This is a genomic window from Rhizobium sp. RU20A (assembly GCF_900155885.1).
In the GTDB taxonomy this organism is placed as follows: Bacteria; Pseudomonadota; Alphaproteobacteria; order Rhizobiales; family Rhizobiaceae; genus RU20A.
The window spans coordinates 102,656-129,043 of the sequence record NZ_FTMB01000007.1 but is presented as its reverse complement, the minus strand read 5'-3'; the positions used below and the strand labels follow the sequence as shown (position 1 = coordinate 129,043).

The window sequence follows — 26,388 nt, the reverse complement described above, 5'->3', positions numbered from 1 at the left end:
GCGGGCGCGGTCAGCCGCGTCCGCCGATTTCTTCCTCTAGCACCTGCGCCATCACGGCGATGTCCTGCTGCTTCAAGGGCTTCTGGAAGAAGCTGCGCACGAAGCGGTACTCCAGCGCGCGCTGGCGATCGGCGTCGAGATGGGAACTCGTCAGCATCGCCACGACGGGCGCGTGCACCTGGAATTCGCGCGCATAATGGTCGAGAAACTCGAAACCGTTCATGATCGGCATGTTGATGTCGAGGATGATGGCGCTCGGCGTCGTCGTTCGCAACAGGGCCAGCGCTTCCTGCCCGTTATAGGCCTTCAGGACCGCGATCTCCGGATCGTAGCGATGGATTGTATATTCGCAGATGAACTGATCGTTCTCGTCGTCATCCACGACCAGGATCGAACGAATCTTCATGTAGCGTCCGGGCCTCCATTGCCCTGTCGGGCAGAACCAGCGTGAAGCGGCTGCCCTTCTCGCGTGGCTCGTACGCCACGCTGCCCCCCATTGCCTCTACACTCTTCTTCACAATGTAGAGGCCCAGACCGCTTCCCGCCGCATTGCCCGGCGCCATGCGCACGAACATGCGAAAGAGGTTGGTCCGCAGTGCGGGCTCGATGCCGATGCCGTTGTCGTCGATCGTGACGACCACATTCTTCCCGACGCGCGCGGCCCTGATCTCGACGCTCGCCTGCGCCTCGGCCGGATCGCGATACTTGATCGCATTCGACAGCAGGTTGGCGAGTGCGACTGCCACTCTTGAGGGCTTGTTGAGGATTGTCAATTCTGGATCGATGGCGACCGCAAAGCTTATCGACGAAAAGCCCTCCGTATGGTTAAGCGTTTCCAGAATGTCGGCGACCAGTGGCGCGATTGCAACTTTTGCGTCATCCTCGGCCAGCAGCCGGGTGCGTGTCAGAAGCATGATCTTGTGGATGAGATGGTCGAGCCGGGAGAAGCCGGTTTCCATCCGTTGCAGCGTCTCGTCGAGTCGCTCCATGTCCTGCCGCGCCAGCATGTCGCGGGCAATCGCGGTCATGCCGATGGCCGATGCGATGGGCGCGCGAAGGTCGTGCGAGGTGCGATAGGCGAACTCTTCCAGCTCGGCATTGGCGGCCAGAAGGGCGCTCTCACTCGCCTTCCGCTCGGAGATGTCGCGCAACGTGCCGCTGTAGAGCGTGCCGTCGGGCAGGTCGATCCTCACAACCGATGCATCGATCGGAAAGAGGCTGCCATCCTTGCGCCGCCCCTCCACCTCCCGGCCGGACCCGATGACGCGGGCAATGCCCGTGCGCTCATAGGCGGCAAGGTAGCCATCATGCGCCCGGCGATGCGGCTCGGGCATGAGAACCGAAATGTTCTGGCCCAGCAGTTCGGCGGACGAATAGCCGAAAAGGCGCGTACAGGCCGGGTTGACGCTGAGGATGATGCCGCGACTGTTGATGACGATGATGCCGTCCGCCGCCGCATCGACCACCGCGGAGAATCGGCTCTGCTGGTCGGAGAGCGCCCGCTGCACGCGGCGGCCATGCCGCGAGGCAACGAAGAGATAGGCGATCAGGGCCGCATAGACGATGCCGGTCACGATGACCAGCGCCGAGAGGGTGAAGCGTGGATTGGCCTGATCCGGCGCCAGTTCGAGCGGCATCATGTAGAGCTGCTCGATTTCGGTGAGCTCGACATAGGTGAAGACCAGCAGGATCATATAGGTGCTGACGGCCATCAGCCCGGCCAGTACGGAGCGGTAGATGCCGAGCTGCGGCGAGCCATAAAAGGAGAAGGTGAGGTTGAGGCACATGAAGCAGGCGGCCGTCTGGAGCGACATGCGCGTGCCGGAAATCCAGTCTTGGGCCGAGTTGAGAGCGATCATGTAGCCGATCACCGCTGCTGCCGTCATGGTGAAACAGACGAAGGAAAGACTTGTCTGCCACCAGTCCGGGCGGGCCCGCAGCGCCCTCAGCAACATGGCAAGGCTGGTCAGCACCAGACAGAGCGCCGTGTTCGGCGGAATGCGCCCGTGGTCATCCACGCTGTTCTCGAAGGTGCGGGACACAAGCACCTGATCGATGCCAAGCGAGGCGACGAAAACGTGCTGGTAGAGTGCGGCAAGGCCAAAAAGCAGGATCGGCACGAGCAGGAAAAGCGCCGGGCGACGCCGTCTTTTGAGGATGAGAAGGCAGGCGCTTCCAAGGCCCACCATGGAGAGCGCCGTGTTGGCCTTCATCTGGAAAAACACGGGAAAGTCCAGCGCCGTCCAGTCCGGTGCCGCAATCCATAGGGTCAGCACGCAAGCACCGATGAGGATGCACATCCAACCGGTGAAGAGCCCGAATCGGCGCCAGGCCTGATCGTAAACCACCCGTTTCTCCCACCCCGACCCGAACGGCCGGCTCTCTTCGCCGACCGTGCGCGGATGCGGCCGAACCATGCCGGCGCGTGCCCTATTTGTGCAACAGCCGCGCGGACCTGACAAGCGAAAGGGCACGCCGCGCGTACCGCCATCCAAGATCGAAGGCGGGCACGGGCAGGAAAATGCCATGGCGATGGAACAGGCTATTCTAATGCGCATTCTTCTCGACAGAAGCCGCGCGGCCCGCCCCGGCTCGCGCCCTTGAGGGAGGTCCCGCCATGCCCATTTCCTACAGAACCCGCGTTCTTGCCGAAGGTGGCGGACGCAACGGCCGCGCTGCGTCGGATGACGGCCGGTTCACCGCCACGCTGGCCGTGCCGCGGGCACTCGGCGGCGATGGCGCCGAGGGCACCAATCCCGAACAGCTCTTTGCGGCCGGCTATGCCGCCTGCTTCCTCGGTGCGCTCCACCTCGTCGCCGCCCGCGATCGCAATCCGTTGCCGGACGATGCGACCGTCACTGCCGAGGTCGGCATGGGCCCGCGCGACGACGGTGCCGGCTTCGGGCTCACCGTGCGCCTCGACGTCAGCCTGCCCGGCGTCGACAGCGCCCGCGCCGAACGCCTGACCCGCGCCGCCCACATCGTCTGCCCCTATAGCCACGCGATGCGGACGATGAACGAGGTCGAGGTCAATCTTGTGTGATCGGCGACCGGACGCGCCTTACCGCTTGAGACTGCCGAGAATGCCGCGGATCAAAGCCCGGCCGAGCGAGGATGCCACCGTGCGCGCCACCGTCTTCATCGCCGCCTCGGCGATCGTTTCGCGCTGGTAGCCGGAGGCGCGTCCGCGGGTGGTCCTGCCGGTTTCCGCCGGCGTGTCATTGCCGAAGCCCGGCAGGGTCCAGCGGCTGCCCTGGGCACGCTCGTCTTCCGCCGCCTCGCGGGCAGCCTCCAGCTGAGCGGCCTGCTCGGCCTTCTGGGCCCGGGCCTGCAACAGTTCGTAGGCCGATTCCCGGTCGACGTCCTCGTCATAGACGCCCCTGACGGGGCTTTGCGACAGAATCTGCTGGCGCTCGGCTTCGGTGATCGGGCCGACACGGGCTTCCGGCGGGCGCACCAGCGTACGCTCCACCATCGAGGGTGCACCCTTGGCTTCCAGCGTCGAGACCAGGGCCTCGCCGGTGCCGAGCGTGGTGATGACGGTCGCGCAGTCGAAATCCGGATTGGGCCGGAAGGTGTCCGCCGCCGTCTTCACTGCCTTCTGCTCGCGCGGCGTATAGGCTCGCAGCGCATGCTGAACCCGGTTGCCGAGCTGGGCGAGAATGGTTTCCGGCACATCCAGCGGGTTCTGCGTGACGAAATAGACGCCGACGCCCTTGGAGCGGATGAGGCGCACGACCTGCTCGACGCGCTCGACCAGCACCTTCGGCGCATCGTTGAAGAGCAGATGCGCCTCGTCGAAGAAGAACACCAGCTTCGGCTTGTCGAGATCGCCCACTTCCGGCAGTTCCTCGAAGAGCTCGGAGAGCAGCCAAAGCAGGAAGGTCGCGTAGAGCCGCGGGTTCATCATCAGCTTGTCGGCCGCGAGCACCGAAATCACGCCGCGCCCGTCATGGCCGGTGCGCATGATGTCGGTAATGGCAAGCGCCGGCTCGCCGAAGAAGTGCTGGGCACCCTGTTGCTCGAGGATCAGCAACTCGCGCTGCAGCGAGCCGACCGAGGCCTTGGAAACGAGACCGAACTGGGCCGACAGCGCCGAGGCGTTCTCGCTCATATAGGTGAGCAGCGCCTGCAGGTCCTTGAGGTCGAGCAAGGGCAGGTTGCCCTCGTCGGCGATCTTGAAGGCAATGTTGAGCACGCCTTCCTGCGCATCCGTGGCATTCATGAGGCGCGAGAGCAGCAGCGGGCCCATCTCGGACATGGTGGTGCGGACGCGGTGGCCCTTTTCGCCGTAGAGATCCCAGAAGATCACCGGGAACTGGCTGAAGCCGTAGTCGGAAAGCCCGATCTGCTCGGCGCGCTTCAGCAGAAAATCCTTCGGCTCGCCCATGGCAGAAATGCCGGAAAGGTCGCCCTTGATGTCGGCGCAGAACACCGGAACGCCGGCCGCCGCAAAGCCTTCGGCCAGCACCTGGAGCGTTACCGTCTTGCCGGTACCGGTCGCGCCGGTGATCAGGCCGTGGCGGTTGCCGAACTTCAGCTCCAGATATTCGGGCTTGTTGAGCGTATCGTCCGGCTTGCGGCTGGTTCCGATATAGAGCTTGCCTTCCTCGAGCATGCGCATGCGTCTCCCTGTGCGGCCGGTCCTGCCGGCGCCCCGTGCCTGTTCGCCCCCTTATAGAGGAAAAGCGGCTGGAAAGGCATGTCCTTTTGTCCGTCGGCAAGCGTTGTGCGGATTGACGCGGGACCCTCCAGCCAGCCATCCTGCCGGCGCAAATGTCGCAGGTAAGTGTCATCCGCCAGCCTTCGATGACAGGATCCTTCCGGCTGATTTTCGCGCCGCGGTCGATGGCCCCACATTGCCAGATGCAGCGGAATGAATTACCCATACGTCAACGTCAATTTACGAGGAGAAAACCCGTGAGCGAACTCGTCAACCGCGTCGTCGAAAATATCGGCATCAGCCCGGAGAAGGCCGAAAAGGCCGTAGGCATGATCCTCGGCTTCCTGCAGCGCGAAGCCGCTGACGGCCCGGTCGCCCAGATGATCGAAGCCATCCCGGGCGCGAGCGAGCTCGTCGCCAAGTACAATGGCGAAGGCTCCGGTGGCGGCGGCCTGCTCGGTGGCCTGATGTCCGCCTTCGGCGGCGGCGGCGTCATGGCGCTTGGCCAGCAGCTGATGAGCCAGGGCCTCGGCATGGCTGAAATCTCCGGCCTCGCCAAGGAAACCATTGCCTACGCCCGCGAAAAGGCCGGCTCCGACGTGGTCGATGAGGTCGTGGCCTCGGTTCCGGGCCTTAGCCAGTTCGTCTGATCGGGCGGATTTTCCGAAGATGCGAGAGCGGGGCGGGGCCATGGGGTCCGCCCCGTTTTCGTTCCGGCGGGACGCTCCCCTCATCCGCCTGCCGGCACCTTCTCCCCGAGGGGAGAAGGCCGTACCGCAAGTACAGTGCTGCGATCGACAGGCATGCGCGTGGCAGACCCCTCTCCCCTCGGGGAGAGGGCAGGGTGAGGGGCATTCATGATGGAGAATGTGTCCCACCCGCATGGCACGCAAAAAGCCGCCCTGAGGCGGCCCCGATGTCCGAGGGCGACACTGACCCGGTCACCCGCGGCTGGCGAGGTCCAGCAGCGTCATGAAATCCGGCTCGCTGCTCGGCTGCGGCGCGACGACGGGGGCGGCGGTCGCGCGGTTTGGTGCGCCGAGTTCGCTCTTCACCTGCTCGACGATCTCGGCCTCGATCTTCTGGCGCTCGTCGTCGGGCAGCGCCTTGAGGCTTTCTTCCGTCAGATCGTGATCAGAGAGGTATTGGGCGCGGATCAGTTCGGCCGGGCTCATCCGGGCATAGCGGGCGATATCCTCGAACAGCGCCTGCGATTCGTCCTCGCCGCTCTTGGCCGGTTCGCCCTCGACGGCGAGCACAAAGAGGTTGCGCGGCGAATAGGTCCCGTCCGCCTCGTCCTTGCCGATGGAGGGCACTTCTTCGCCGAACTGATCGGCAAAACGCGGCGATTGGCGGTCCCCGGCGGTCTGCGGCTGCACCTGATCGCGCCTGTTGGAAAACAGGGTGGCAATGGAAAATGCGCTGTTGTAGCTCGTCGAGATCATCATGTCTCTCCTCGGATGAGACATGACTAACAAACGAGACTTGCCCGGAACTGGCTGTTTTCAGGGGTTTCAGCCCCATTGCCTCCCGATTTTCAGGGGGTCTCCGGCATCCGGCGCACCGTCAGGAACAGGCGCGGGAAACGCAGCAGCACCCGCCCGTCCGTCATCGCCGGATAGCTCATCGCGATCCGGTCGCGATAGGCATCGGTAAAGGCGGGCACCAGCGCGGCCGGCAGCCGCTCCAGGAAGGGACGCAGCCCCGTGCCCTTCACCCATTCGACGATCGCATCCGTATCGGCCAGCGGATGGTTGTAGACCGTGTGCCAGACATCCACCTGCCGATCGGGTCCGGCAAGCCGCTCGAAGAGGCGCCGCGGCGGCGGAATGGGCGTGCGCAGCCGCTCCGCATCGGCAAGGTGTGCGGCAAACCGGGCCTCGGCCGCCGTCTCGCGCATGGCGGCGTGGGAGGGTTCGGTGAGGTTGTCGGGCATTTGCACGGCGAGAACGCCGCCCGGCAGCAACCGGTCGCTCAGCCAGGCCAGCACCTCCAGCGTATCGGGCACCCACTGGAACACGGCATTGGCAAAGAAAAGCGCCGCCGGCGCCTCCGGCTCCCAGGTGGAAAGATCGGCGCAGATGAAGCGGCAGTCCGGCAGGCGTTTGGCCGCCGCCGCGAGCATGTCGGGCGCAGTGTCGACGCCCGTCACCCGCGCGGCGCCGAACCGCTCGACGATCAGCGCCGTGGAATTGGCCGGCCCGCAGCCGAGATCGTAGATCGCCCCCTCCGGCAGATCCGGCACGGCGGAGAGAAGATCGCGCGCCGGACGGGTGCGCTGGTCCTCGAACTTCAGATACTGCGCGGCCGACCACGTCATGGAAAGCTCCGGGGGCGTTGATCCTGCGCTGGAATATAGCGGCCCCACTGGGCGAGGCCAGAGGGCGAGAGGATCGCCGCAGCGCCGGGGTCCCGGGGCTCTTGACAATCCCCCGCAAAAGGCGTTTGTCTCCCACCATGATCGCACGTGCCGCAACCACCGCCCGGTATTTTTGGTCGTTCCTCTAGGGAGCGGCCGCGATCTTGTTCGACGAGCCGCCATCGGGCGGCTTTCGTGTTTCAGGGCTCCCGCTGGCGAAAAAACCAAGGAGCCTGATGATATGACTGCCACCCTTTTGCAGATGCCCCTCGGCGAGGACGATACCGTAGCCGCTCTGCCGGAAACGCTGCGCCTGCGTCCCGCCCGTGCCACCGATGTGCCGGCGCTGTCCGCCCTCATTGCCGACCACGCCGCGTTCCACGGCGACAAGGCCGAGACCAAGCTTGCCCGTCTTGCCGACGATCTCTTTGGCGAGCGGCCCTGGCTGACGGCGCTGGTGGCGGAAAAGGCGGGCCGCATCGTCGGCTACTGCCTGCTTGCGCCGCTCTACCGGGCGGATCTGTCGGCCCGCGGCATGGAAATCCATCAGATCTTCGTGGCTGAGGGCCATCGCGGCGAAGGCGTCGGCCGGCATCTCATCGATTGCGCGCGCCGCACCGCCAGCCAGATGGGGTGCACCTATCTCTCGGTCGGTGCCGCCACGGGCAATTTCCAGGCGCACCGCTTCTACGAAGGCCTCGCCTTCCGCCCACAGCCGGTGACCGGCATGCGCTATCTCCAGGCCCTGTGATAGCGATGGCGTGATCGCGATAGCCTCCCGGCGGCGCCGCTCGTCGCTGCCGGGTGGGGACCTTACTTCACGGCCGGCACGGCCTTGAGATAGGCGGCGATGGCCTGCCGGTCCTCGGGCGTCAGCTTCGCCATGTTCTTCTGCACCTCGACCATGGACCCGCCGACACTGTCGAAGTCGGGGGTAAAGCCTGTCTCGAGGTAGGTGGCGATATCCCCCTCGCTCCAGCCGCCGATGGCCTCGGACCCCGGCGTGATGTTGGGGATCGTGCCCTGGCCCTCGGGATTGGGCGCGCCGGCCAGCCATTTGCCGCTTTCGAAGCCGCCGAGCGCATTGCGCGGCGTGTGGCATTCGCCGCAGTGGCCGGGACCTTCCACCAGATACTGCCCGCGGGCAATGACAGGGTTGGCCGTATCGACGGTCACGCGCGGCTTGTCGGTGAAAAAGAGCAGCTTCCAGCCGCCGAGCAGCAGGCGGATGTTGAACGGGAAGGGCAGGTCATGCGCTGCCGCCACATTGGTGCTCTTCGGCAGGGTCAGCATGTAGCCGTGGAGGTCGTTGATATCCTTCGGCGTCATGCGCGCATAGGAGCCATAGGGGAAGGAGGGGTAGAGGTGTTCGCCCCCGGGCCCCACACCGCGCGTCATGGCATCGCCGAACTGGGCAAGCGTCCATCCGCCGATGCCGGCCGTCTCGTCCGGTGAGATGTTGGGGACGTTGAAGGTGCCGAAGGGGCTCTTCAGGGGAAGTCCGCCGGACAGAACGAGCTTGGCATCGCCCTCTGCGCCGGGCGCCGCATGACAGCTCACGCAGCCTCCGGCCCAGAAGATCGTCTCGCCATTGGCAAGATCCGGTTGCCCGAGCCCTTCCCAGGTGGCGGCCGGCTGTGGGTCGGGCCGCGTCAGGAACCAGAAGCCCCCCGCACCGACGACGGCCAGCACGACCACACCCTTGGCAAGCGTCTTGAGAATACCCATGGCGGCGGTCCTTTCAGTCAGGGGGCGGGCTGTCCGCCCGATGGTTGGTTTATCGTGCTTGCCAAGGTGGGCGCAGACGCTTCGGTCCCAGCGCCGCCATCCACCCGCACCGTTGGCTTCCCGGCGCCCCTCCGACGCTCCAGTTCCATTGCCGTCATCCTCGGGCTTGATCCGAGGATGACGGCAGTGGGGCGGGATGCCGTCGTTTGGGGCGCCGCCGCGCAGCAGACACGGGGGCCTTCCAGACGAGGATGATTGCGCCTGTGGCCCGCGGCCACGCGGTGAAGCATACATCCGTCAACCTGCCCCCTGCGCCATGCGTCTGCCCATTCCGCCGTCATCCTCGGGCTTGACCCGAGGATCCATGCCGCCCTCCGCATGCTTGGCCGTGGATCCTCGGGTCAAGCCCGAGGATGACGGGATGGTGCGGTGCATGCCCTGCGAACGAGGGCTGCGGGTGACTCGGAGAGCCATAACCAAAAGGCCCGCCACCCCGCAGGTTGGCGGCCATCCTGGCGTGGATGCGATCCGGTCTACGGCCTTACTTCTTCAGGCGGTAGACCTCGTGACAGCTCCCGCAATTGGCGCCCATGGTGCCGACGGCGGCCTTCACGCCGGCCTGGTCGGCCGGAAGCTGGGCGAGCAGGGCATCGGCATCGGAGGCGAGCTTCGCCGACTTGGCCTTGAAGTCATCGAAATTCTTCCAGATCGCAGGGCTCGCTTCGGAGCCGGCCTCGGAGCCTTCCGGAAAGTGGTTCGGGAAGTCCTTGCCGACTTCGGACATCGTCGTCAGCGATGCCTTCACGACGTCGGCGTCGTAGGGCTTGTCGCCCTTGGCGATACCCGCCAGTGCGCCCATGGCGGCACCGGTCTTCTTCATGAGGCCTTCACGAATTTCGATTGGCGAATCGGCCGCGACAACCGTGGAAAAGCCGATGGCCGAGGCAAGGCCGGTAAGCGCGAGCGCGGCGAGGGCAGTCTTGAACTTCATGGGTATCTCCCGTTCCGTTACGTTCCCGGTCGCTTTCGTTAGCGCCGGCGCAATGACATCATTGCAATTTGTATGCACTGCGGAAGTCACAAATTTTTGAAATGTTTTAAACTCGCCGGCCGAGAGACTGCCGAATGCAGCCCGCCCGGCAAAAAGAAACCCCGGCGGTTGGCCGGGGTTCCATGGGATCGTCTGACAAAACCGTTACGCGGCTTCGTAAAGCTCGAGCACGTAATCCCAGTTGACGAGGTTGTCGACGAAGGCTTCCAGATACTTCGGGCGGGCGTTGCGGTAGTCGATGTAGTAGGAATGCTCCCACACGTCGACGCCGAGGATCGGGGTTGCGCCATGCACCAGCGGGCTCTCGCCGTTCGGCGTCTTGGACACCTCGAGCTTGCCGTTCTTGACCGACAGCCAGGCCCAGCCCGAGCCGAACTGGCCGGCACCGGCAGCCAGGAAGTCGGCGCGGAACTTGTCGTAGCCGCCGAGGTCGGACTTGATGGCCGCTTCGAGCTTGCCCGGCAGCGAGGTGCCGCCGCCGCCCTTCTTCATCCACTTCCAGAAGTGCAGGTGGTTGTAGTGCTGGCCGGCATTGTTGAACAGCGCCTGGTTGGTGCCGTAGGACTTCTTGACGATCTCTTCGAGCGAGAGGTCGGCAAGGCCGGCTTCCTCGGCGAGCTTGTTGCCGTTCGTCACGTAAGCCTGGTGATGCTTGTCGTGGTGATATTCCAGCGTCTCGCGCGACATGTAGGGGGCAAGGGCGTCGTAATCATAGGGAAGGGCGGGAAGTTCGAAGGCCATGGGGCGTCTCCTCTTCGGGTATGAAAGCGTTTGGGTCCAACGGCTTGGGGCCAGATGCCACCCGGCGGGGGAAATGCGCCGTCAGGCATTCGCCGGGTTGCATCTGGTCCGTCACGACTGCCGGGAACATAGGCACCTCCCATGCCGGAGGCAACGGTGGCGCCACCCTTTTTGACGCCTGTCAGGGAAAAAACATTGCGCCGCCGCACTGGTCAGGACGACGTCCTGCTCCAGCTCTGACCGGACCGGAAGGGCGCACGCAGCGCCCTGCCGACAGGCTTGAAGGAGGACATCATGACCCAGACACCGACACTGAAGGCGCCCCGCATCCGGTCCGTCGTTGCCGCACTCCTGTCGGCAGGTTTCGTCGCCGCCGCAGCGGCCGGCCCGACCCTTGCCTCGTCGCCGGACGCCTGGGAGGGCCTGCGCCAGCAGGTGGCGGCCGCCTGCCAGAAGCTGGCGCTGGACCGCATCGAGATGCCTGTCGTGACCGTCGATCCCTTCGGCTCGGAAAGCTTTGGGCTGGCGCTTGTGCGCGGCAAGGCCAAGGGCGGTGATGCCTATGTCACGTCCATCTGCGTCTACGACAAGCAGCGCCGGACCGTCGAACTCGGCAGTGACCTCAGCGACGACGTGGTGCGCGGCGCCAATCCCTGACGGGTCAGGCGTCGCCGTCCGAATGGGCCCATTCCATGTAGAGCTCGCGCGCCTTGGCGGCGATCGGCCCGGCGGCAATGTCGCGGTCCTCGAAGCGGGTGACGGGCACGACCTTGGAGTAATTGCCGGTGGTGAAGATCTCGTCGGCGGTCTCGAAGTCGCCGATCGTCAGCACGGCTTCCTCCACGTCGAAGCCGGCTTCCTTCAAGAGGCCCATCACGCGTGCGCGCGTGATCCCGGCCAGGAAGGTGCGGTTGGCGGCGGGCGTGAAGACGACGCCGTCCTTGACCATGAAGATGTTGGAAGCGCCGGTCTCGGCCACATTGCCCAGCATGTCGCGCACCAGCGCATTGTCGAAACCGCGGCGCCGGGCATCGGACAGGATGCGGGCATTGTTGGGATAGAGGCAGCCGGCTTTCGCGTCCGTCGGCATGCTCTCGATGGTCGGACGGCGGAAGGGCGAGACGGTCAGCGACATGCCCTTGGCCGCGTCGCCCATCGGCGCTTCGAAGAGACAGAGCGCAAAGCGCGTCGAGGCCGCTTCGGGTACGACGACCGAGAAGCTGCCATGTTCGGCCCAGTACATCGGCTTGATGTAGACGGCCGTCTTCCCGTCGAATTTCTGCAGGCCTTCCCAGGCCAGCGCCTCCATCTGGTCTGCCGGCATGGTGGCGTTGAGGCCGAGCGCCTCGGCCGAGCGGTTGACGCGCTGGCAGTGAAGATCGAGATCGGGCGCGACACCTTCGAACCAGCGCGCGCCGTCAAAGACGGTCGAGCCGAGCCACATGGCATGCGAAGTGGGGCCGATCAGCGGCGGATTTCCGGAAAGCCATTCCCCGTCCACATAGGTCCAGGTTGCGGATTTCGCGGCTGTGTCGATGGCCATTCCCTACTCCTTGCCAGGCGCCTTCAAGTCAGGCGTGGCAACAAAGCCCGGCGGGCGCGGCGGGTCAACCCCCGATCCCTTGCCCGTGCCGCCATCGTGAACAGGGCAGGCCGGATAGGGTAAAGAAAATCGGGCGCGGAAAATGGGACATGAAAAAACCCGGCCGCCGTGGGGCGACCGGGCTTCCAAGCGCGATCGTGGGAGGATCGAAGCGCTTATTCTGCGGGCACTGCGACCGGCTGGGCCTCTGCCTCGATGAGGCGGCCGCCTGCCTTGCCGCCGAGCGTGGCGTTGAACTGCTCGACATCCAGTTCACCTTCCCAGCGGGCGACGACGACGGTGGCCACCGCATTGCCGATGAAGTTGGTGATGGCGCGGCATTCCGACATGAAGCGATCGACGCCGAGGATCAGCGCCATGCCGGCGACCGGCACGGAGGGCACGACCGAGAGCGTGGCGGCGAGCGTGATGAAGCCGGCGCCGGTGATGCCGGCGGCACCCTTGGAGGACAGCATGGCCACGAGCAGCAGCAGAATCTGGTCGCCGTAGGAGAGCGGCGTGTCGGTCGCCTGGGCGATGAAGAGGGCAGCGAGCGTCATGTAGATGTTCGTGCCGTCAAGGTTGAAGGAATAGCCGGTGGGGACGACGAGGCCGACGACCGAGCGCTTGCAGCCGGCGTTTTCCATCTTGTTCATCAGGCCGGGCAGCGCCGCTTCCGAAGAGGAGGTGCCGAGGACGAGCAGCAGCTCTTCCTTGAGGTAGCGGATGAGCGCCAGGATCGAGAAGCCGTTGTAGCGGGCGACGGCGCCGAGCACGACGGCGACGAAGAGGAAGGAGGTGATGTAGAAGGTGCCGATCAGCATGGCGAGGTTGGCGATCGAGCCGACGCCGTACTTGCCGATGGTAAACGCCATGGCGCCGAAGGCACCGATCGGGGCGGCCTTCATGAGAACGCCCACCAGCTTGAACATTGGAACCGTGACCGCCTGCAGGAAGTCCGTGACCGGACGGCCGCGTTCGCCGACCATGGCGAGCGAGACGCCGAAGAGGACCGAGAAGAACAGGACCTGCAGAATGTCGCCATCGGCGAAGGCGCCGACGATGGTGGACGGGATGATGCCCATCAGGAAGCCGACGATCGACTGGTCATGCGCCTTTTCGGCATAGGTCGCGACGGCCTTGCCATCGAGCGTGGCCGGATCGATGTGCATGCCGGCGCCCGGCTGGACGACGTTCGACACGATGAGGCCGATGACGAGCGCCAGCGTCGAGAAGGTGAGGAAGTAGAGCATCGCCTTGCCGGCGACGCGGCCGACCTTCTGCAGGTCGCTCATGCCGGCAATGCCGGTGGCGACCGTCAGGAAGATCACTGGCGCGATGATCATCTTGACGAGCTTGATGAAGGCATCGCCGAGCGGCTTCAGGGACGCACCGAGCTCGGGATAGAAATGGCCGAGCAGGATGCCGAGCGCGATGGCGGCGAGAACCTGCACGTAGAGCTGGCGATAGAAGGGGAGCTTGCGCACGGGCTCGCTCGGCAGGTGGTGGTCGGACGCGGAAATCTTCATGGTTTCTCCTCCAAAGTGACGGACCCCGTCGCCTGCTGGCGGCCTCCCGGGGCGGGCGGTGACGCTGCGGCAGACCCTGCCCGTGCGTCTTGGTCCGTTCACAGCAACCGCCGTGCCAGTTCGCCAAGGGGAGATTAAGCGATTGTTCGGAAAGAAGATTTTTTTGGCCTTAACCCCCTTGAGATCGATTTGAGCGAAAATCCGCACGCCTCTCTTTTCATGCTGTGCGGATAAGCGCACAATGGGTCATGGTCCTCGCGAGCCCCCACTCTGTTGCTGCCGAAGCCCCGGCCCCTTCGCCTTCGCCCGCCCGGCCGGCGCGGATGTGGCTTGTCTTCGGCCTGCTCTTCCTCATTGCCGCGATCGGTGCCACGCTGGCTGCCCGCGACTACGGGCGGCGTTCGGCGCTTGAAACGCTGGCCGTCAACGGCCGGATCGAGTCGGACCTGAAGGCGGCGCTGCTGCGCGCCGTGCTGGAGCGACCCCGCGTGCTGCCGCTGGTGCTGTCCCAGTCGCGCGAGGTGACGGACATGCTGGGCGCGCCGTCGGCCGCGGGCATCGCGGGCATCAACCGCAAGCTCGAGGGGCTGGTGCGCGATACCGGCGCCTCGGTGATCTATGTCATCGCGGCCGATGGCCGGGCCATCGCGTCCAGCAACTGGCGCGAGCCGACGAGTTTCGTCGGCAATGACTATTCCTTCCGCGACTATTTCAAGAAGGCGATGGCGGATGGTCACGCCGAGCATTTCGCACTCGGTTCGGTCAGCCGCCGTCCGGGCCTCTACATCTCTCGCCGGGTGGGGCCGGCCGAAGCGCCGCTCGGCGTGGCCGTCGTGAAGACGGAGTTCGATGCGCTGGAGGCCGACTGGCGCGCCACGGGACGGCCGACCTTCGTGGCCGACCGGCGCGGCGTGGTGCTGATCACCAGCCTGCCATCCTGGCGCTTCATGACGGTCGCGCCCATTTCCCCTGCCGACCGCGCGGCCATCCGCGACAGCCTGCAATTTGGCGACGCCCCGCTGGAGCCCTTGCCCTTCGAGCGCCGCGACGAGGGGGAACTGCGCACCGCGCTGCCGGGCGAAAGCGAGGCCGACTATCTGGAACTGACCGTGCCGGTGGCCACCACCGGCTGGTCGTTGCGCTATCTGCAGCCCGTGCAGCCGGCCGTGTCCACGGGTATCCGCAGCGCCACGCAGACCGCGCTTTCGGCACTCTCGGCCGTCTTCCTGCTCGCCGCGCTGATCATCTGGCGCCGGCAGGTGGTGGCGGCGCGGCTGACGCGCGCGGCGACCGCCCAGGCCGAACTGGAACGGCGCGTCAGCGAGCGCACCCGCGAATTGACGACGGCCCGCGACCTGCTGGCCGCCGAGATCAGTCAGCACCGCACCACCGACGAGCGGCTGAAGGGCGTGCAGTCCGAGCTGGTCGCCGCCAACCGCCTGGCGATCCTGGGGCAGGTGGCCGCCGGCGTCGCGCATGAGATCAACCAGCCGGTCGCCACCATCCGTGCCTATGCCGACAATGCCCGCACCTTTCTCGATCGCGGCCAGCAGGGGCAGGCCACCGAAAACCTTCAGGCCATCGCCGGCCTGACGGAGCGGATCGGCACCATCACGGAAGACCTGAAATCCCTGGCCCGCAAGGGCCGTGGCGCGACGGAGGCGGTCGCGATCGACACGGTGCTGGACGGCGCCGTTCTCCTGCTTGGCAGCCGCTTCTCCGGCCGTCTCGACGCCATCGACATCGCGCTGCCAAGGCCTGCGCCGCAGGTGATGGGGAACCGCATCCGCCTGGAACAGGTCTTCATCAACCTTCTGCAGAACGCCATGGAGGCGCTGGACGGCGCGCCCGGCGGCCATGTGCGCGTCACCGCCGAGCCCGTGGGCAGCCGCGTCATCGTGCGCGTTGCCGATAACGGGCCCGGCCTGCCGGAAGCCATCCACGCCCAGCTCTTTTCGCCCTTCAACACCTCCAAGGAGCGCGGCCTCGGCCTGGGCCTCGTCATCACCAAGGAAATCCTCGCCGATTTCGGCGCGACGATCGCGGTGGAGAGCAGCCCGGCCGGCACGACCTTCATCCTCGACCTCGCCGCCGCCACTTCGGGTGGTTCCGGGACCGGCCCCGCCGCGCAAGGAGCGCCATGATGGAAAGCCCCGCCCTCGAAAACGTGTCGTCCGGCGCGGCCGCAGCCGTCGATCGCGTGCTGCTGGTGGATGACGACGTGGATCTGCGCCGTGCCACGGCCCAGACGCTGATGCTGGCGGGCTTCGACGTGGACGCCGTCGGGTCCGGGCAGGCGGCGCTCGCCACCGCCACGCCGGATTATCCGGGCGTCGTCGTCTCCGATATCCGCATGCCCGGCATGGACGGGCTCGAACTCTTCCGCCGCCTGAAGGCCGCCGATGCCGACCTGCCGGTGGTGCTGATCACCGGCCATGGCGATATTCCCATGGCCGTGCAGGCCATCAAGGACGGTGTCTACGATTTCATCGCCAAACCGTTTCCGGCCGAAAAACTGGTGCAGAGCGTGGAGCGGGCGCGCGAAAAGCGCCTGCTCGTGCTGGAAAACCGCCGCCTGCGCGCCGCCGCCGAGCAGGCACAGGCCGACGACATGCCGCTGATCGGCCAGACGCCGGCGATCGTGCGGTTGCGCGACATGCTGCGCCAGATCGCCGATACGGACGTGGATGTGCTGGTGCGCGGCGAGACCGGCAGCGGCAAGGAGGTGGTGGCAAGCCTGCTGCACCGCTGGAGCCGCCGCGCCCGCGGCCATTTCGTGGCGCTGAACTGCGGCGCGCTGCCCGAAAGCGTCATCGAAAGCGAGCTTTTCGGCCACGAGGCCGGCGCCTTTACCGGCGCCCAGAAGCGCCGCGTCGGCCGCATCGAACATGCCAGCGGCGGCACGCTCTTCCTGGACGAAATCGAGAGCATGCCCGTTGCGACCCAGGTGAAGATGCTGCGCGTGCTCGAAATGCGCGAGATTTCGCCGCTCGGCGTCAACAATATCAGGCCCGTGGACATCCGCGTCGTCGCGGCCGCCAAGCTCGATCTCGGCGACCCCGCCGAGCGCGGCGATTTTCGCGAGGACCTCTACTACCGCCTGAACGTGGTGACGCTGTCCATCCCGCCGCTGCGCGACCGGCGCGACGATATCCCGCTGCTCTTCACCCATTTCGCCACTCGTGCCGCCCGTCGTTTCGCCCGCCCGGTGCCCACACTCTCGGCCTCCGAGATCGCCGCGCTGAAGGCCCGCGACTGGCCGGGCAATGTGCGCGAACTCTCCCACGCCGCCGAACGCGCCGTGCTCGGCCTTCCCTTGGACGGGCAGGGAGAGACCCCGGCCGACGCCTCCGGGGCCGTGGCTGCGGCCCGCGAAGGTGGAACCCTTCCCGAGCAGGTGCAGCGCTTCGAGGAAGGCGTCATCCGCCGAACGCTCGCCGACAACAATGGCGACGTGCAGTCCACGCTCGCCGCCCTCGGCATTCCCCGCAAGACCTTCTACGACAAGCTTTCCCGCTACGGCCTGCGCCGCGCCGACTTCGAGGGGTGAATGGCGGCTAGGTTAGAGCAGGGGCTCGCGTAAGATTTCACAGTGCATGACGCATTTGAACATCTTGGATCAAAGGCAAAACCTCCCCTCCGTCATCCTCGGGCTTGACCCGAGGATCCATCGCCACACCCGTAAGTGGCTGAAAAAGTGGATCCTCGGGTCAAGCCCGAGGATGACATTTTGGAGATATTCGGCCTTATCTGAGCGTTATGCGGAGGCGGCCACTCGCACATCCCAGGACAGAACGCACGCTTCATAAATCATTGGCTTGTGTAGCGTGCGTGCGATTCCAGTCCGATGCTCCAGCCGTCCCTGATGCATCCATCAGTTCATTTCATGGGCTGACCGGGTTTCGGCCGCGCCGCGCCCTGCGGTAGAAGGCAGGCAACACACCACCGGAGACCCGCCTGATGCGCGCCATGTATTACGAAGACTTCGAGGCCGTGCCCGAGATCCGCAGCGTGCCGGATCCGGAGCCGACGGCGAGCGGGGTGGTCATCAAGGTCTCGGCAACCGGGCTGTGTCGCAGCGACTGGCATGGCTGGATGGGCCATGATCCCGATATCCGCCTGCCGCATGTGCCCGGCCACGAGCTTGCCGGCACGGTCGTTGCCACCGGGCGTGGCGTGATGAGATACAAGGTGGGCGACCGCGTCACCGTGCCCTTCGTTTCGGGCTGCGGCCATTGCGGCGAATGCCGCGCCGGCCATCCGCAGGTCTGCCCGGATCAGTTCCAGCCGGGCTTCACGCACTGGGGCTCGTTCGCCGAATATGTCGCGATCGACTATGCCGACCAGAACCTCGTCGTCCTGCCGGAAACGGTGTCGGATGCGACAGCGGCCAGCCTCGGCTGCCGCTTCGCCACAGCCTTCCGCGCCGTGGTCGATCAGGCCCGCGTCACCGGGGGCGAATGGGTGGCCGTGCACGGGGCCGGCGGCGTCGGCCTCTCGGCCATCATGATCGCCGCGGCGCTCGGCGCGAGCCCGATCGCCATCGACATTTCGGACGAGAAGCTTGCGATCGCCAAAAGCCTCGGCGCCGTCGCCGGCATCAATGCCCGCTCGGTGGATGATGTCGCCAGCGCCGTGAAGGACCTGACCGGTGGCGGCGCCCATGCCTCCGTCGATGCGCTCGGCTCGCCCGTCACCTGCTTCAATTCCATCAAGAACCTGCGCCGCCGGGGTCGCCATGTGCAGGTCGGTCTCATGCTCGCCGAGCACGCCGCCCCGCAGATCCCGATGGCGCAGGTCATCTCGCAGGAACTGGAGATCTACGGCAGCCACGGCATGCAGGCCTACCGCTACGACGCCATGCTCGCCATGATCGCGGCCGGCAAACTCCAGCCCGACCGCCTCATCGGCCGTCACCTGTCGCTGCAAGAGGCCGTGCCGGCGCTCGTCGCCATGGGCCAGACGAGCGAAAACGGGATTGCGGTGATCACGTCGTTTTAAAGATGGCGGTCGCTGCCGCCGTGTCAGGCGGCGGCCTTGAGCACCGGTTCGACCCGCGCGAGCGCGCGTTTCAGCGCATCATAGCAGTCGGGGTCGAAGGCGAGCCCGACGTCGCGGTCCATGATCGAGAAGGCCTTGTCGATCGGCATGGCCGGGCGATAGGGCCGGTCGGCCGTCAGCGCATCGAAGACATCGGCGACGGAGATGATGCGCGTGTCGAGGCCGAGGGCCTCCGCCGTCAGCCCGCGCGGATAGCCGCGCCCATCCAGCCGCTCGTGGTGGCTTGCGGCAACGACCGCGAGGTCGGCAAAGGCGGTGATGCGCGACAGGATGCGCTCGCCAAGCCCCGGATGGCTTTTGATCGCGGCCCATTCGTCGTCGTCCGGCTTGCCGTTCTTGTCGAGGATCTGGTTGGAAACGCCGAGCTTGCCGATGTCGTGCAGCAGGCCGGCGCGTTTGAGGTGCCGGCGGTGCTCGTCGGAAAGGCCGAGTTCTTCCGCGATCAGATCGGCAAACAGCGCCACGCGCTTGCTGTGGCCGCTGGTGAAGGGCGACTTGGCATCCACCACCTCGGCGAAGGCGGCGGCGACCGCATCGAGAAAATCTTCCTCGACGGTCTCGGTCGCATCGGATGGTGCGAAGCGTTTGATGCGGCTCTCCATATCGGGGGCCTTGAGCGCCGCCCAGAAGGCCGGGTCGGCGGCAACGGTGGCAAAGACGGCGGCAAGGGCGGGATCGAACCACTTGCCGCTGCGCCGTGCGATTTCCCGCCGCGCCGCGGCCGGGCCGGAGGCGGTGTGGAAGACATCGGCGACCTGCGCCAGAAGCGCGATCTGGGCAAGCGGCGAAATCTCCGCGCCCTTGCGCCCGAGCGGCAGGCCGCTGCCGTTCCAGTGCTCGTCGAGATCGAGAATGCCGGTCGCCACGGCCTCCGAAAACCGCATCTGCCGCGCGATCTCGGCGCCGCGCTGGCAGCGGGTCTCGATCAGCTCGTGGGTGATGTTGCCAGCCGTGAAATTGTGGACGAGGGCCCGGAAGCGTTCGGCAAGGCCGGCCTTCAGCCCCGTATGGCTGAAGACGAAATGCAGCACCTGCGGCAGGCTTTCGTTCAGGGTCTTGAAGTCGCGCTTGAAGGTCAGGTCGTCGGCAAGGAACAGCTGGCAGATGCGCGCGGCATTGCTGGAGCAGCCGATGTCCTTCAAAAGCAGCATGTAATAGAGGTCGCCGCGCTGATCCTGCGGGAAGGACAGGTGCTCTGCCATGGTCATGCCGATGAAGCAGCAGCGCAGCGCATGCCCTTCCGCCTGACCCTCCGTCAGGTCGAGGGCGTAGGACAGGGCACCGATCAGTTCCGCCTTCGAAATCGACACGCGCATCTCCCGTTTCGCGCGGGGAGATTAGCAGGCAGCGGTGAATCAAAGATGATCATGGTGCCCGCCGCCCCGGGGAGGGCGGCGGGCATTGGCCGTTTACCGGTCGAGCTTGTAGGCGATGACGTAGTCGCCCGGCCTGGTGCCGACCGAACCGTGGCCGCCGGCGACGATCAGCACATATTGCGTGCCATCTTCCGTCGCGTAGCTCATCGGCGTCGACTGGCCGCCGGCGGGAAGCCGGGCGCTCCACAGCACGCGGCCGTCGGTGAGGTCGTAGGCGCGCAGGTAGTCGTCCACCGCGGCCCCGAGGAAGACGACGCCGCCCTTGGTGATCATCGGCCCGCCAATGCCGGGCACACCGACCTTGAAGGGCAGCGGCAGGGGCGTCATGTCCATGACGGTGCCGTTGCGATGCTGGTAGGCGACCTTGCCGGTGGAAAGGTCGACGCCCGCCACCGTGCCCCATGGCGGCGCCTGGCAGGGAATGCCGAGCGGCGAGAGGAACGGCCCCATGAAGACGCCGTAGGGCGCGCCGTCGTTGCGGTTGAGGCCCTGCTCGGAGGCCTTCTCGTCCGCGCCCTTCGGCGGGATCTGGTCGCGCGGTACCAGCTTCGAGGTGAAGGCGAGGTAGGTCGGCATGCCGAACATCACCTGCCGCTCGGGATCGACCGCGACCGAGCCCCAGTTGAACGTGCCGAAATTGCCGGGATAGACGATCGTGCCTTCCAGCGACGGCGGCGTGTAGCGCCCCTCATACTTGTGCGACAGAAGCGAGATGCGGCAGGCGAGCTGGTCGAACATGGTGATGCCCCACATGTCCTTGCCCGTCAGCGGCTTCGGCGCGAAGCTGAGGTCGGACACCGGCTGGGTAGGCGAGGTGAAGTCCTCCGGGATCGCGCCGCCGGGAGCGGGTACTTCCGTGACCGGAATGATCGGCTCGCCGGTGCGCCGGTCCAGCACGTAGATGTCGCCCTGCTTGGTGGGGCCGACCAGCGCCGGCACGGTCTCGCCACCCTGACGCTTCAGGTCGATCAGCACCGGCTGGGCCGGAACATCCATGTCCCAGAGATCGTGATGCACGGTCTGGCGCACCCAGCGCAGCTTGCCGGTGTTGATGTCGAGCGCCACGATGGACGAGGAGAACTTCTCGACATTGTCCGAGCGGTTCATGCCGAGCTGGTCCGGCACCTGATTGCCGAGCGGCACATAGACGAGGCCGAGGCCTTCGTCATAGCTGAAGACCGACCAGCTGTTGGGCGAGTTGGTGGTGTAGAATTGGCCCTCCGGCAGCGGCTCGGTGGCGTCCGGATTACCGCTGTCCCAGTTCCAGATCAGCGCGCCCGTGTTGACGTCGAAGGCGCGGATGACGCCCGACTGCTCCTGCGTCGAGTAATTGTCGTTGACGGCACCGCCGATGATGATCTTGTTGCCGGTAATGACGGGTGGCGATGTGGAATAGTAGTAGCCGGCCGGCGTATGGCGCATGCCCTGCTCGAGATGCAGCGCGCCGTTGTCGGCAAAGCTCGTGCACACCTTGCCCGTGGCGGCATCGAGCGCGATCAGCCTTGCATCCGAGGTCGGCAGGTAGACCCGCTCGGCGCAGGCCGCATTCGGCACGGCGGCCGGATCGGCATAATAGCTAACGCCGCGGCAGGTCTGGTGCTGGCGGTCCGGGTTCATGCCGGAATTGGCGTCGAATTTCCACTTTTCCTTGCCCGTGGCGGCATCGAGCGCGATGGCCCAATTGTGGGGCGTGCAGAGGTAGAGCGTGTCGCGCACCTTCAGCGGCGTGACCTGATAGGTCGTCTCGCCGACATCATCCGGCCGCTTCACATCGCCCGTCTGGTACTGCCAGGCGACCGTCAGCGTGTTGACATTGTCGGGCGTGATCTGCGCCAGCGGCGAATACCGCTGCCCATAGGGCGTGCGGCCATACTGGTGCCAGTCGCCCGCGGGCACGGCGCCCCCAAGCGCGGGTTCGGTCGCCGCGACGCGTTCGGTCGGCAGCGTTCCGGCCCGGTCATAGGGATCCTGCAGCATGGAGAACAGGGCGACGGCCACGGCCACGAGGACGGCGAAGGTGACAGGCGTGGCGCTCGGGACATAGGGCGGGGCGCTGACGCCGGGATAACCGAGCGGGCGCCGCACCCACGGCGTCATCAGCCACAGGCCGAGAACGACAATGACGCCGCCGCGGGGGCCCAATTGCCACCAGTCGAAACCGACTTCCCAGACGGCCCAGGCAAGGCTCGCCAGGATGACACCGGCAAAGACCCACAGGGCCGCCGAGGACCGGCGGAACAGCAGGACGGCGGTGAGGATGAAGGCAAGGCCGGCGATAACGTAGTAGAGACTGCCGCCCAGAAGGGCGAGCCAGATGCCGCCAAGGGTGAGGACGAGGCCGATCAGTCCGAAGACGATCGCCGTGAGAAAGAGCACCATGTGCCGTCTCCTGACATGGCCAGGGACCTCTAAAAGACGCAGGAAGGCGTCTCCCGTCGGGTCCGGTAAGTCCCTGGAGGAACGGATGATTTTCCAAAAAGCCGCCGGCGGAAGAGATGCGGGCGACCCGGAAGGCTTGGGGTTCGCTGTTGCCGCGCTGCATGATCGATGCCGCCTGCAATGCGAGGGAGGTAGAGCCCGCCGCCGAGGGTTCAAGGCCAAACTGTGGCAGAACGGACACGGTCCTGCCGCTCGAACCGGTATGGCGCGTGAATGTTCCCGCAGGCAGCGCCTCTTACAGAGTGTCCGTCTTGAGGCCCAATGCCTTGCGGGCCGCGAGGAAACGCACCCGGTCGGGCTCAAAGGACAGCGCGGAAAGGCTCCGCTCGGCAGCGTCGTCTGCCATGGACCTAGCTGCAACGCGGGTCGGCTTGTGGCCGACATGCATGAGAACGTGGAAGATCTTTTGCAGGCGCACCGCAAATTCCAGCGCCCCGGCGCCCTCGCGCGCCATGCCGAGGAAGGAGTCGTCGAAAACGTCGGCCGGCGTGATCGGTGGCAGGTGCAGGCGGTCGTACGTCACGGTCAGGGCGCCGTCCCCGCTCGCCTCGCCATCCCCCGGTTGATCCGAGGCCTTGGCTTCGGTCAGCGCTTTCAACTCGCCCTCTGCCAGCCTGACATGCAGGCGCAATTGCGCATTGGCCACATCGATCGCCGTGCCGGGATCGTTCACCGCCGGGGAATGGGCGCGAATGCCGATCTCGGCGAGCACCACCAGGCCGAAGCGCGGGTCCTGCGCAAAATCGCGCTGCCGGTCGACCACGAAGGCCTTGCGAAGGGCCTCGGCCTGTTCGTCGAACAGCCCGCGACTTTCATTGGCGACCGCCAGCAGCGGCAGGCCGGGACCGGTCAAGCCTCCCGGCCGGCGCAGGATGAAGATCCGGCCGTCCATCGTCTCCGCCAGCGACTGGAGCGTGGCGAAATCGATGCGCTGGACATAGCCCGGCTTTTCCGGCTCCACGAAGACGGCCTCAGCCGGCACCGTTGTCAGCAGGCGGCAACCGATGAGCGGCGCCTCGCAATAGGCGTCGATCTCCCGCTCGGCGACGGCCTCGACCCGCGCGATGGTTTCACCCATGCGACCCAGACGCGCGAGGTAATCGATCCAGCGCAGGAGAGTGAGGACGACGAGCGCGATCATCACAAGCGTCGCAGCAAACAGCACCAGCCGGCCACCGTCGCCATAGGCGCCGGTGTGCAGCGTGATGAGGCCGACGAGGGCGAAGAGAAACGCACCGAGGAAGGTGGCGAGCGCCCGCTGCGCCGTCTCGTCCTCCAGCATCAGCGTCGTGGCCCGCGGCGTGGCGCTGCCGGCCGCCGATGCCGTGGCGGACACCAGGGTGGAGAGCGAGAAGGTGGTGACGGCCAGCATGGAGGAAGCGATGATGGTGAGGATCGACCCCACCGCATCCGCCCCGAGCTTCGTCGTCAGCGATGCCGGAATGTAGGGCCCAAGCAAAATCGCCGCCAGCGCCGCCGACATTCCGGCGATGCAGTAAAGGCTCGCCCGAAACCACAGCCGCCGCGCGATCTTGCCAAACAGCCAGACCCAGTGATTCACGGTGATGTTCCCTCCGCCATGGCCGGAAAGACGCGGCCTCCGGACGGCGCGGATCAAAAGCGACCCGCGCCGTGAGGGTAAGCTAGCGGCGCGGGCTTACCCGGCAACCCCCACCGCCTTCAACGCGAACGCATATTCGAAGGCGATCTCCTCCAGGCGCTGGAAGCGGCCGGAGGCGCCGCCGTGGCCGGCGTCCATGTTGGTCTTGAGGAGGATCGGGGCGGTGCCGGTGGTGTGGGCGCGCAGTTTCGCGACCCATTTGGCCGGTTCCCAGTAGGTCACTCGCGGGTCGGTCAGGCCGGCGAGTGCCAGGATGACGGGGTAGGGCTTGGCGGCGACGTTGTCGTAGGGGCTGTACCCGGCGATGATCTTGTAGAAGTCTTCGCTCTCGATCGGATTACCCCATTCCGGCCATTCTGGCGGGGTCAGCGGTAGCGTATCGTCGAGCATGGTGTTCAGCACATCGACGAAGGGCACGGCGGCGATGATGGCGGCGAATTTCTCCGGCGCCATGTTGGCGACGGCGCCCATCAGCATGCCGCCGGCCGAGCCGCCTTCGGCGACGATCTTCGCGTAGGACGTGAACTTCTCCTGATTCAGATAGTCAGCCGCCGCGATGAAGTCCTTGAAGGTATTGGGCTTGTCGGCCATCTTGCCGGTCTCGTACCAGGCAAAGCCCTTGTCCTTGCCGCCGCGGATATGGGCGATGGCATAGACGAAGCCGCGGTCCACCAGCGACAGGCAGTTGGTGTTGAAGCTCGCCGGAATGGTGATGCCATAGGCGCCGTAACCATAGAGCAGGCAGGGCGCGGAGCCATCGAGCGGCGTATCCTTGCGGTAGAGCAAGGTGACCGGCACGCTCTCGCCGTCATGGGCGGGCGCGAAGACGCGGCGCGTGACGTAGTCGTCCGGATTGTGGCCCGACGGCACGTCCTGCGTTTTCAGCAACGTGCGTTCGCGCGTCGCCATGTTGTAGTCGTAGAGCTGCGAGGGCGTCGTCATCGAGGAATAGGAGAAGCGGATGACGTCGGTGTCGTACTCCGCCGCGCCCTGAAGACCGAGCGAATAGGCTTCTTCCGGGAAGGCGATGGTGTGCTGCTCGCCGGTCATGCGATCTCGGATGACGATTTGCGGCAGGCCGTCGGCGCGCGCCAGCCAGACGAGGTGGCGGGCAAAGGCCATGTGCGAGAGGATCAGCGTGCCGGGCGTGTGCGGCACGACATCCTTCCAGTTGGCGCGCTCGGGGGCCGAGACCGGGGCTTCGACGATCTTGAAGTCCTTGGCGCCATCGGCATTGGTGAGGATGTAGAAGACGTCGCCGCCCTCGGTCAGCGAATATTCGATGCCCGTCTCGCGCGGCGCGACGATCTTCGGCTCGGCGGTCAGATCCGAGGTCGGGATCAGGCGATATTCGCTGGTTTCATGGTCGTGAATGTCGATGAAGATGAAATCATCGAGCAGCGAACCGCCGACCCCCATGAAGAAGCCGAAATCCTCCTCCTCGTAGACGAGGCGATCCTCTGCCTGCGGCGTGCCGAGGATGTGATGGAAGATCTTCGAGGGGCGGTGGTTCTCGTCAAGCACCGTGTAGAAAAAGCTCTTGCCGTCGGGCGCAAAGACACCGCCGCCGCCGGTCGCCTCGATGACGTCGGCGAAGTCCTCGCCGGTTGTCAGATCGCGCACCCGCAGCGTGAAATATTCCGAGCCCTTGTCGTCATAGCCCCACAGGCCCTTGGAATGGTCGGTGGAATGATCGAGGCCGGAAAGGCGGAAATAGGCCTTGCCGGCCGCCTCCTTGTCACCGTCGAGCAGCACGGTGCGCTCGCCGCCCGCGCGCGGCTCGCGGAAATAGCGCGGCTGCTCGCCGCCGGTCACGAAAGAGGTCCCGTAGGCAAAGGGGCCGTCCTTCATGGGAACGGAACTGTCGTCTTCCTTGATGCGCCCCTTCATCTCGGCGAACAGCGCCTTCTGCAGCGCCTCCGTGTCGGCCATGGCGGCCTTCTGGTAGGCGTTCTCCGCCTCCAGATGCGCACGGATCTCGCTTTGTAGAATGGAGGGATCGCGGAACATTGCCTGCCAGTTGTCATCGCGCAGCCACGCATAGTCATCCGTGCGGGTGATGCCGTGGCGGGTGTCCGACACCGGCTTCTTCGGCGCGACGGGCGGGGCGGGCAGGTTCTTGAAAGCGGACAAGGGGAGGCTCCGGTTGGATCACACGGGGGGAGAAAGAGGTGGCAAAGAGATAGAGGGCGTGAGAGGGGCGATCAAGCGCGAAGTGGATGGCGGGATGATGGCGCT

At 65.9% G+C, this 26,388-nt stretch carries 21 protein-coding genes; 7 read left to right on the top strand and 14 right to left on the bottom strand.

Annotated elements, in window-relative coordinates:
• Positions 1-10: 10 nt before the first annotated feature.
• Both F3H41_RS16450 and F3H41_RS16445 read right to left on the bottom strand, forming a co-directional pair.
• Positions 11-406 carry a response regulator gene (locus tag F3H41_RS16450; protein WP_149739767.1) on the bottom strand — a complete coding sequence of 132 codons (396 nt, stop codon included), beginning with the start codon at positions 404-406 and terminating at the stop codon, positions 11-13.
• Positions 375-2,348, bottom strand: a complete 1,974-nt coding sequence (locus F3H41_RS16445; RefSeq protein WP_188129505.1) for a PAS domain-containing sensor histidine kinase — start codon at positions 2,346-2,348, stop codon at positions 375-377. The genes F3H41_RS16450 and F3H41_RS16445 overlap by 32 nt, the downstream gene beginning before the upstream one ends.
• Before the next feature lie 269 nt (positions 2,349-2,617).
• Between F3H41_RS16445 and F3H41_RS16440 the strand changes: the two genes are divergently transcribed.
• Positions 2,618-3,043 carry an organic hydroperoxide resistance protein gene (locus F3H41_RS16440; RefSeq protein ID WP_149739765.1) on the top strand — a complete coding sequence of 142 codons (426 nt, stop codon included), beginning with the start codon at positions 2,618-2,620 and terminating at the stop codon, positions 3,041-3,043.
• Between the two features lie 18 nt (positions 3,044-3,061).
• Here F3H41_RS16440 and F3H41_RS16435 read toward each other — a convergent pair whose 3' ends face one another.
• On the bottom strand, positions 3,062-4,618 hold the full coding sequence (locus F3H41_RS16435; RefSeq protein WP_149739853.1) for a helicase HerA-like C-terminal domain-containing protein: 1,557 nt from the start codon (positions 4,616-4,618) through the stop codon (positions 3,062-3,064).
• A 302-nt stretch (positions 4,619-4,920) separates the two neighbouring features.
• Here F3H41_RS16435 and F3H41_RS16430 point away from each other — a divergent pair, with 302 nt between their 5' ends.
• Complete coding sequence (locus F3H41_RS16430) at positions 4,921-5,313, top strand: DUF2780 domain-containing protein (protein ID WP_149739764.1); 393 nt, start codon at positions 4,921-4,923, stop codon at positions 5,311-5,313.
• Positions 5,314-5,604: 291 nt separating this feature from the next.
• Here the strand turns inward: F3H41_RS16430 and F3H41_RS16425 are convergent, their stop codons facing one another.
• Both F3H41_RS16425 and tam read right to left on the bottom strand, forming a co-directional pair.
• Complete coding sequence (locus tag F3H41_RS16425; RefSeq protein WP_210246667.1) at positions 5,605-6,111, bottom strand: hypothetical protein; 507 nt, start codon at positions 6,109-6,111, stop codon at positions 5,605-5,607.
• 89 nt (positions 6,112-6,200) lie between these two features.
• The gene (tam, locus tag F3H41_RS16420) at positions 6,201-6,983 is read right to left on the bottom strand and encodes a trans-aconitate 2-methyltransferase (protein ID WP_149739762.1); all 783 of its coding nucleotides are present in this window, start codon (positions 6,981-6,983) and stop codon (positions 6,201-6,203) included.
• A gap of 280 nt (positions 6,984-7,263) precedes the next feature.
• Between tam and F3H41_RS16415 the strand changes: the two genes are divergently transcribed.
• Positions 7,264-7,773, top strand: a complete 510-nt coding sequence (locus F3H41_RS16415) for a GNAT family N-acetyltransferase (protein ID WP_348532497.1) — start codon at positions 7,264-7,266, stop codon at positions 7,771-7,773.
• A gap of 62 nt (positions 7,774-7,835) precedes the next feature.
• On the opposite strand, the gene F3H41_RS16410 is transcribed toward F3H41_RS16415, so the two are convergent.
• The 3 genes from F3H41_RS16410 to F3H41_RS16400 all read right to left on the bottom strand — a co-directional run bounded on the left by F3H41_RS16410 (position 7,836) and on the right by F3H41_RS16400 (position 10,542).
• Positions 7,836-8,750 (bottom strand): cytochrome c, encoded by a 915-nt coding sequence (locus F3H41_RS16410; protein ID WP_149739761.1) that lies wholly within the window; start codon positions 8,748-8,750, stop codon positions 7,836-7,838.
• Positions 8,751-9,291: 541 nt separating this feature from the next.
• Positions 9,292-9,741: a cytochrome c gene (locus tag F3H41_RS16405; RefSeq protein ID WP_149739760.1), complete on the bottom strand. Its 450-nt coding sequence runs from the start codon at positions 9,739-9,741 to the stop codon at positions 9,292-9,294.
• 204 nt (positions 9,742-9,945) lie between these two features.
• Positions 9,946-10,542: a superoxide dismutase gene (locus tag F3H41_RS16400; RefSeq protein ID WP_149739759.1), complete on the bottom strand. Its 597-nt coding sequence runs from the start codon at positions 10,540-10,542 to the stop codon at positions 9,946-9,948.
• A 294-nt stretch (positions 10,543-10,836) separates the two neighbouring features.
• Between F3H41_RS16400 and F3H41_RS16395 the strand changes: the two genes are divergently transcribed.
• Positions 10,837-11,199 (top strand): hypothetical protein, encoded by a 363-nt coding sequence (locus tag F3H41_RS16395; RefSeq protein ID WP_188129504.1) that lies wholly within the window; start codon positions 10,837-10,839, stop codon positions 11,197-11,199.
• Positions 11,200-11,203: 4 nt separating this feature from the next.
• Here F3H41_RS16395 and F3H41_RS16390 read toward each other — a convergent pair whose 3' ends face one another.
• Both F3H41_RS16390 and F3H41_RS16385 read right to left on the bottom strand, forming a co-directional pair.
• A complete protein-coding gene (locus F3H41_RS16390; protein ID WP_149739758.1) occupies positions 11,204-12,085 on the bottom strand; it encodes a branched-chain amino acid aminotransferase in 882 nt (293 codons plus the stop codon).
• 215 nt (positions 12,086-12,300) lie between these two features.
• A complete protein-coding gene (locus tag F3H41_RS16385) occupies positions 12,301-13,653 on the bottom strand; it encodes a dicarboxylate/amino acid:cation symporter (protein ID WP_149739757.1) in 1,353 nt (450 codons plus the stop codon).
• 323 nt (positions 13,654-13,976) lie between these two features.
• On the opposite strand from F3H41_RS16385, the gene F3H41_RS16380 reads away from it, so the two are divergent.
• From F3H41_RS16380 to F3H41_RS16370, 3 genes are all read left to right on the top strand, one after another.
• Entirely contained in the window at positions 13,977-15,797 is a 1,821-nt protein-coding gene (locus F3H41_RS16380; RefSeq protein WP_149739756.1) for an ATP-binding protein, read from the top strand.
• On the top strand, positions 15,797-17,203 hold the full coding sequence (locus tag F3H41_RS16375) for a sigma-54 dependent transcriptional regulator (RefSeq protein ID WP_149739755.1): 1,407 nt from the start codon (positions 15,797-15,799) through the stop codon (positions 17,201-17,203). Before F3H41_RS16380 ends, F3H41_RS16375 begins: the two co-directional genes overlap by 1 nt.
• Positions 17,204-17,613: 410 nt before the next feature.
• Positions 17,614-18,654, top strand: a complete 1,041-nt coding sequence (locus tag F3H41_RS16370; RefSeq protein ID WP_149739754.1) for a zinc-dependent alcohol dehydrogenase family protein — start codon at positions 17,614-17,616, stop codon at positions 18,652-18,654.
• A gap of 23 nt (positions 18,655-18,677) precedes the next feature.
• Here the strand turns inward: F3H41_RS16370 and F3H41_RS16365 are convergent, their stop codons facing one another.
• The 4 genes from F3H41_RS16365 to F3H41_RS16350 form a co-directional block, all read right to left on the bottom strand.
• Entirely contained in the window at positions 18,678-20,030 is a 1,353-nt protein-coding gene (locus tag F3H41_RS16365) for an HD-GYP domain-containing protein (protein ID WP_149739753.1), read from the bottom strand.
• 93 nt (positions 20,031-20,123) lie between these two features.
• Entirely contained in the window at positions 20,124-22,469 is a 2,346-nt protein-coding gene (locus tag F3H41_RS16360; RefSeq protein ID WP_149739752.1) for a glucose/quinate/shikimate family membrane-bound PQQ-dependent dehydrogenase, read from the bottom strand.
• A 295-nt stretch (positions 22,470-22,764) separates the two neighbouring features.
• Positions 22,765-24,090, bottom strand: coding sequence for a DUF2254 domain-containing protein (locus F3H41_RS16355; protein WP_149739751.1), 1,326 nt, complete (start codon positions 24,088-24,090; stop codon positions 22,765-22,767).
• Between the two features lie 96 nt (positions 24,091-24,186).
• Positions 24,187-26,283 (bottom strand): S9 family peptidase, encoded by a 2,097-nt coding sequence (locus F3H41_RS16350; protein WP_149739750.1) that lies wholly within the window; start codon positions 26,281-26,283, stop codon positions 24,187-24,189.
• Between the last annotated feature and the right edge of the window lie 105 nt (positions 26,284-26,388).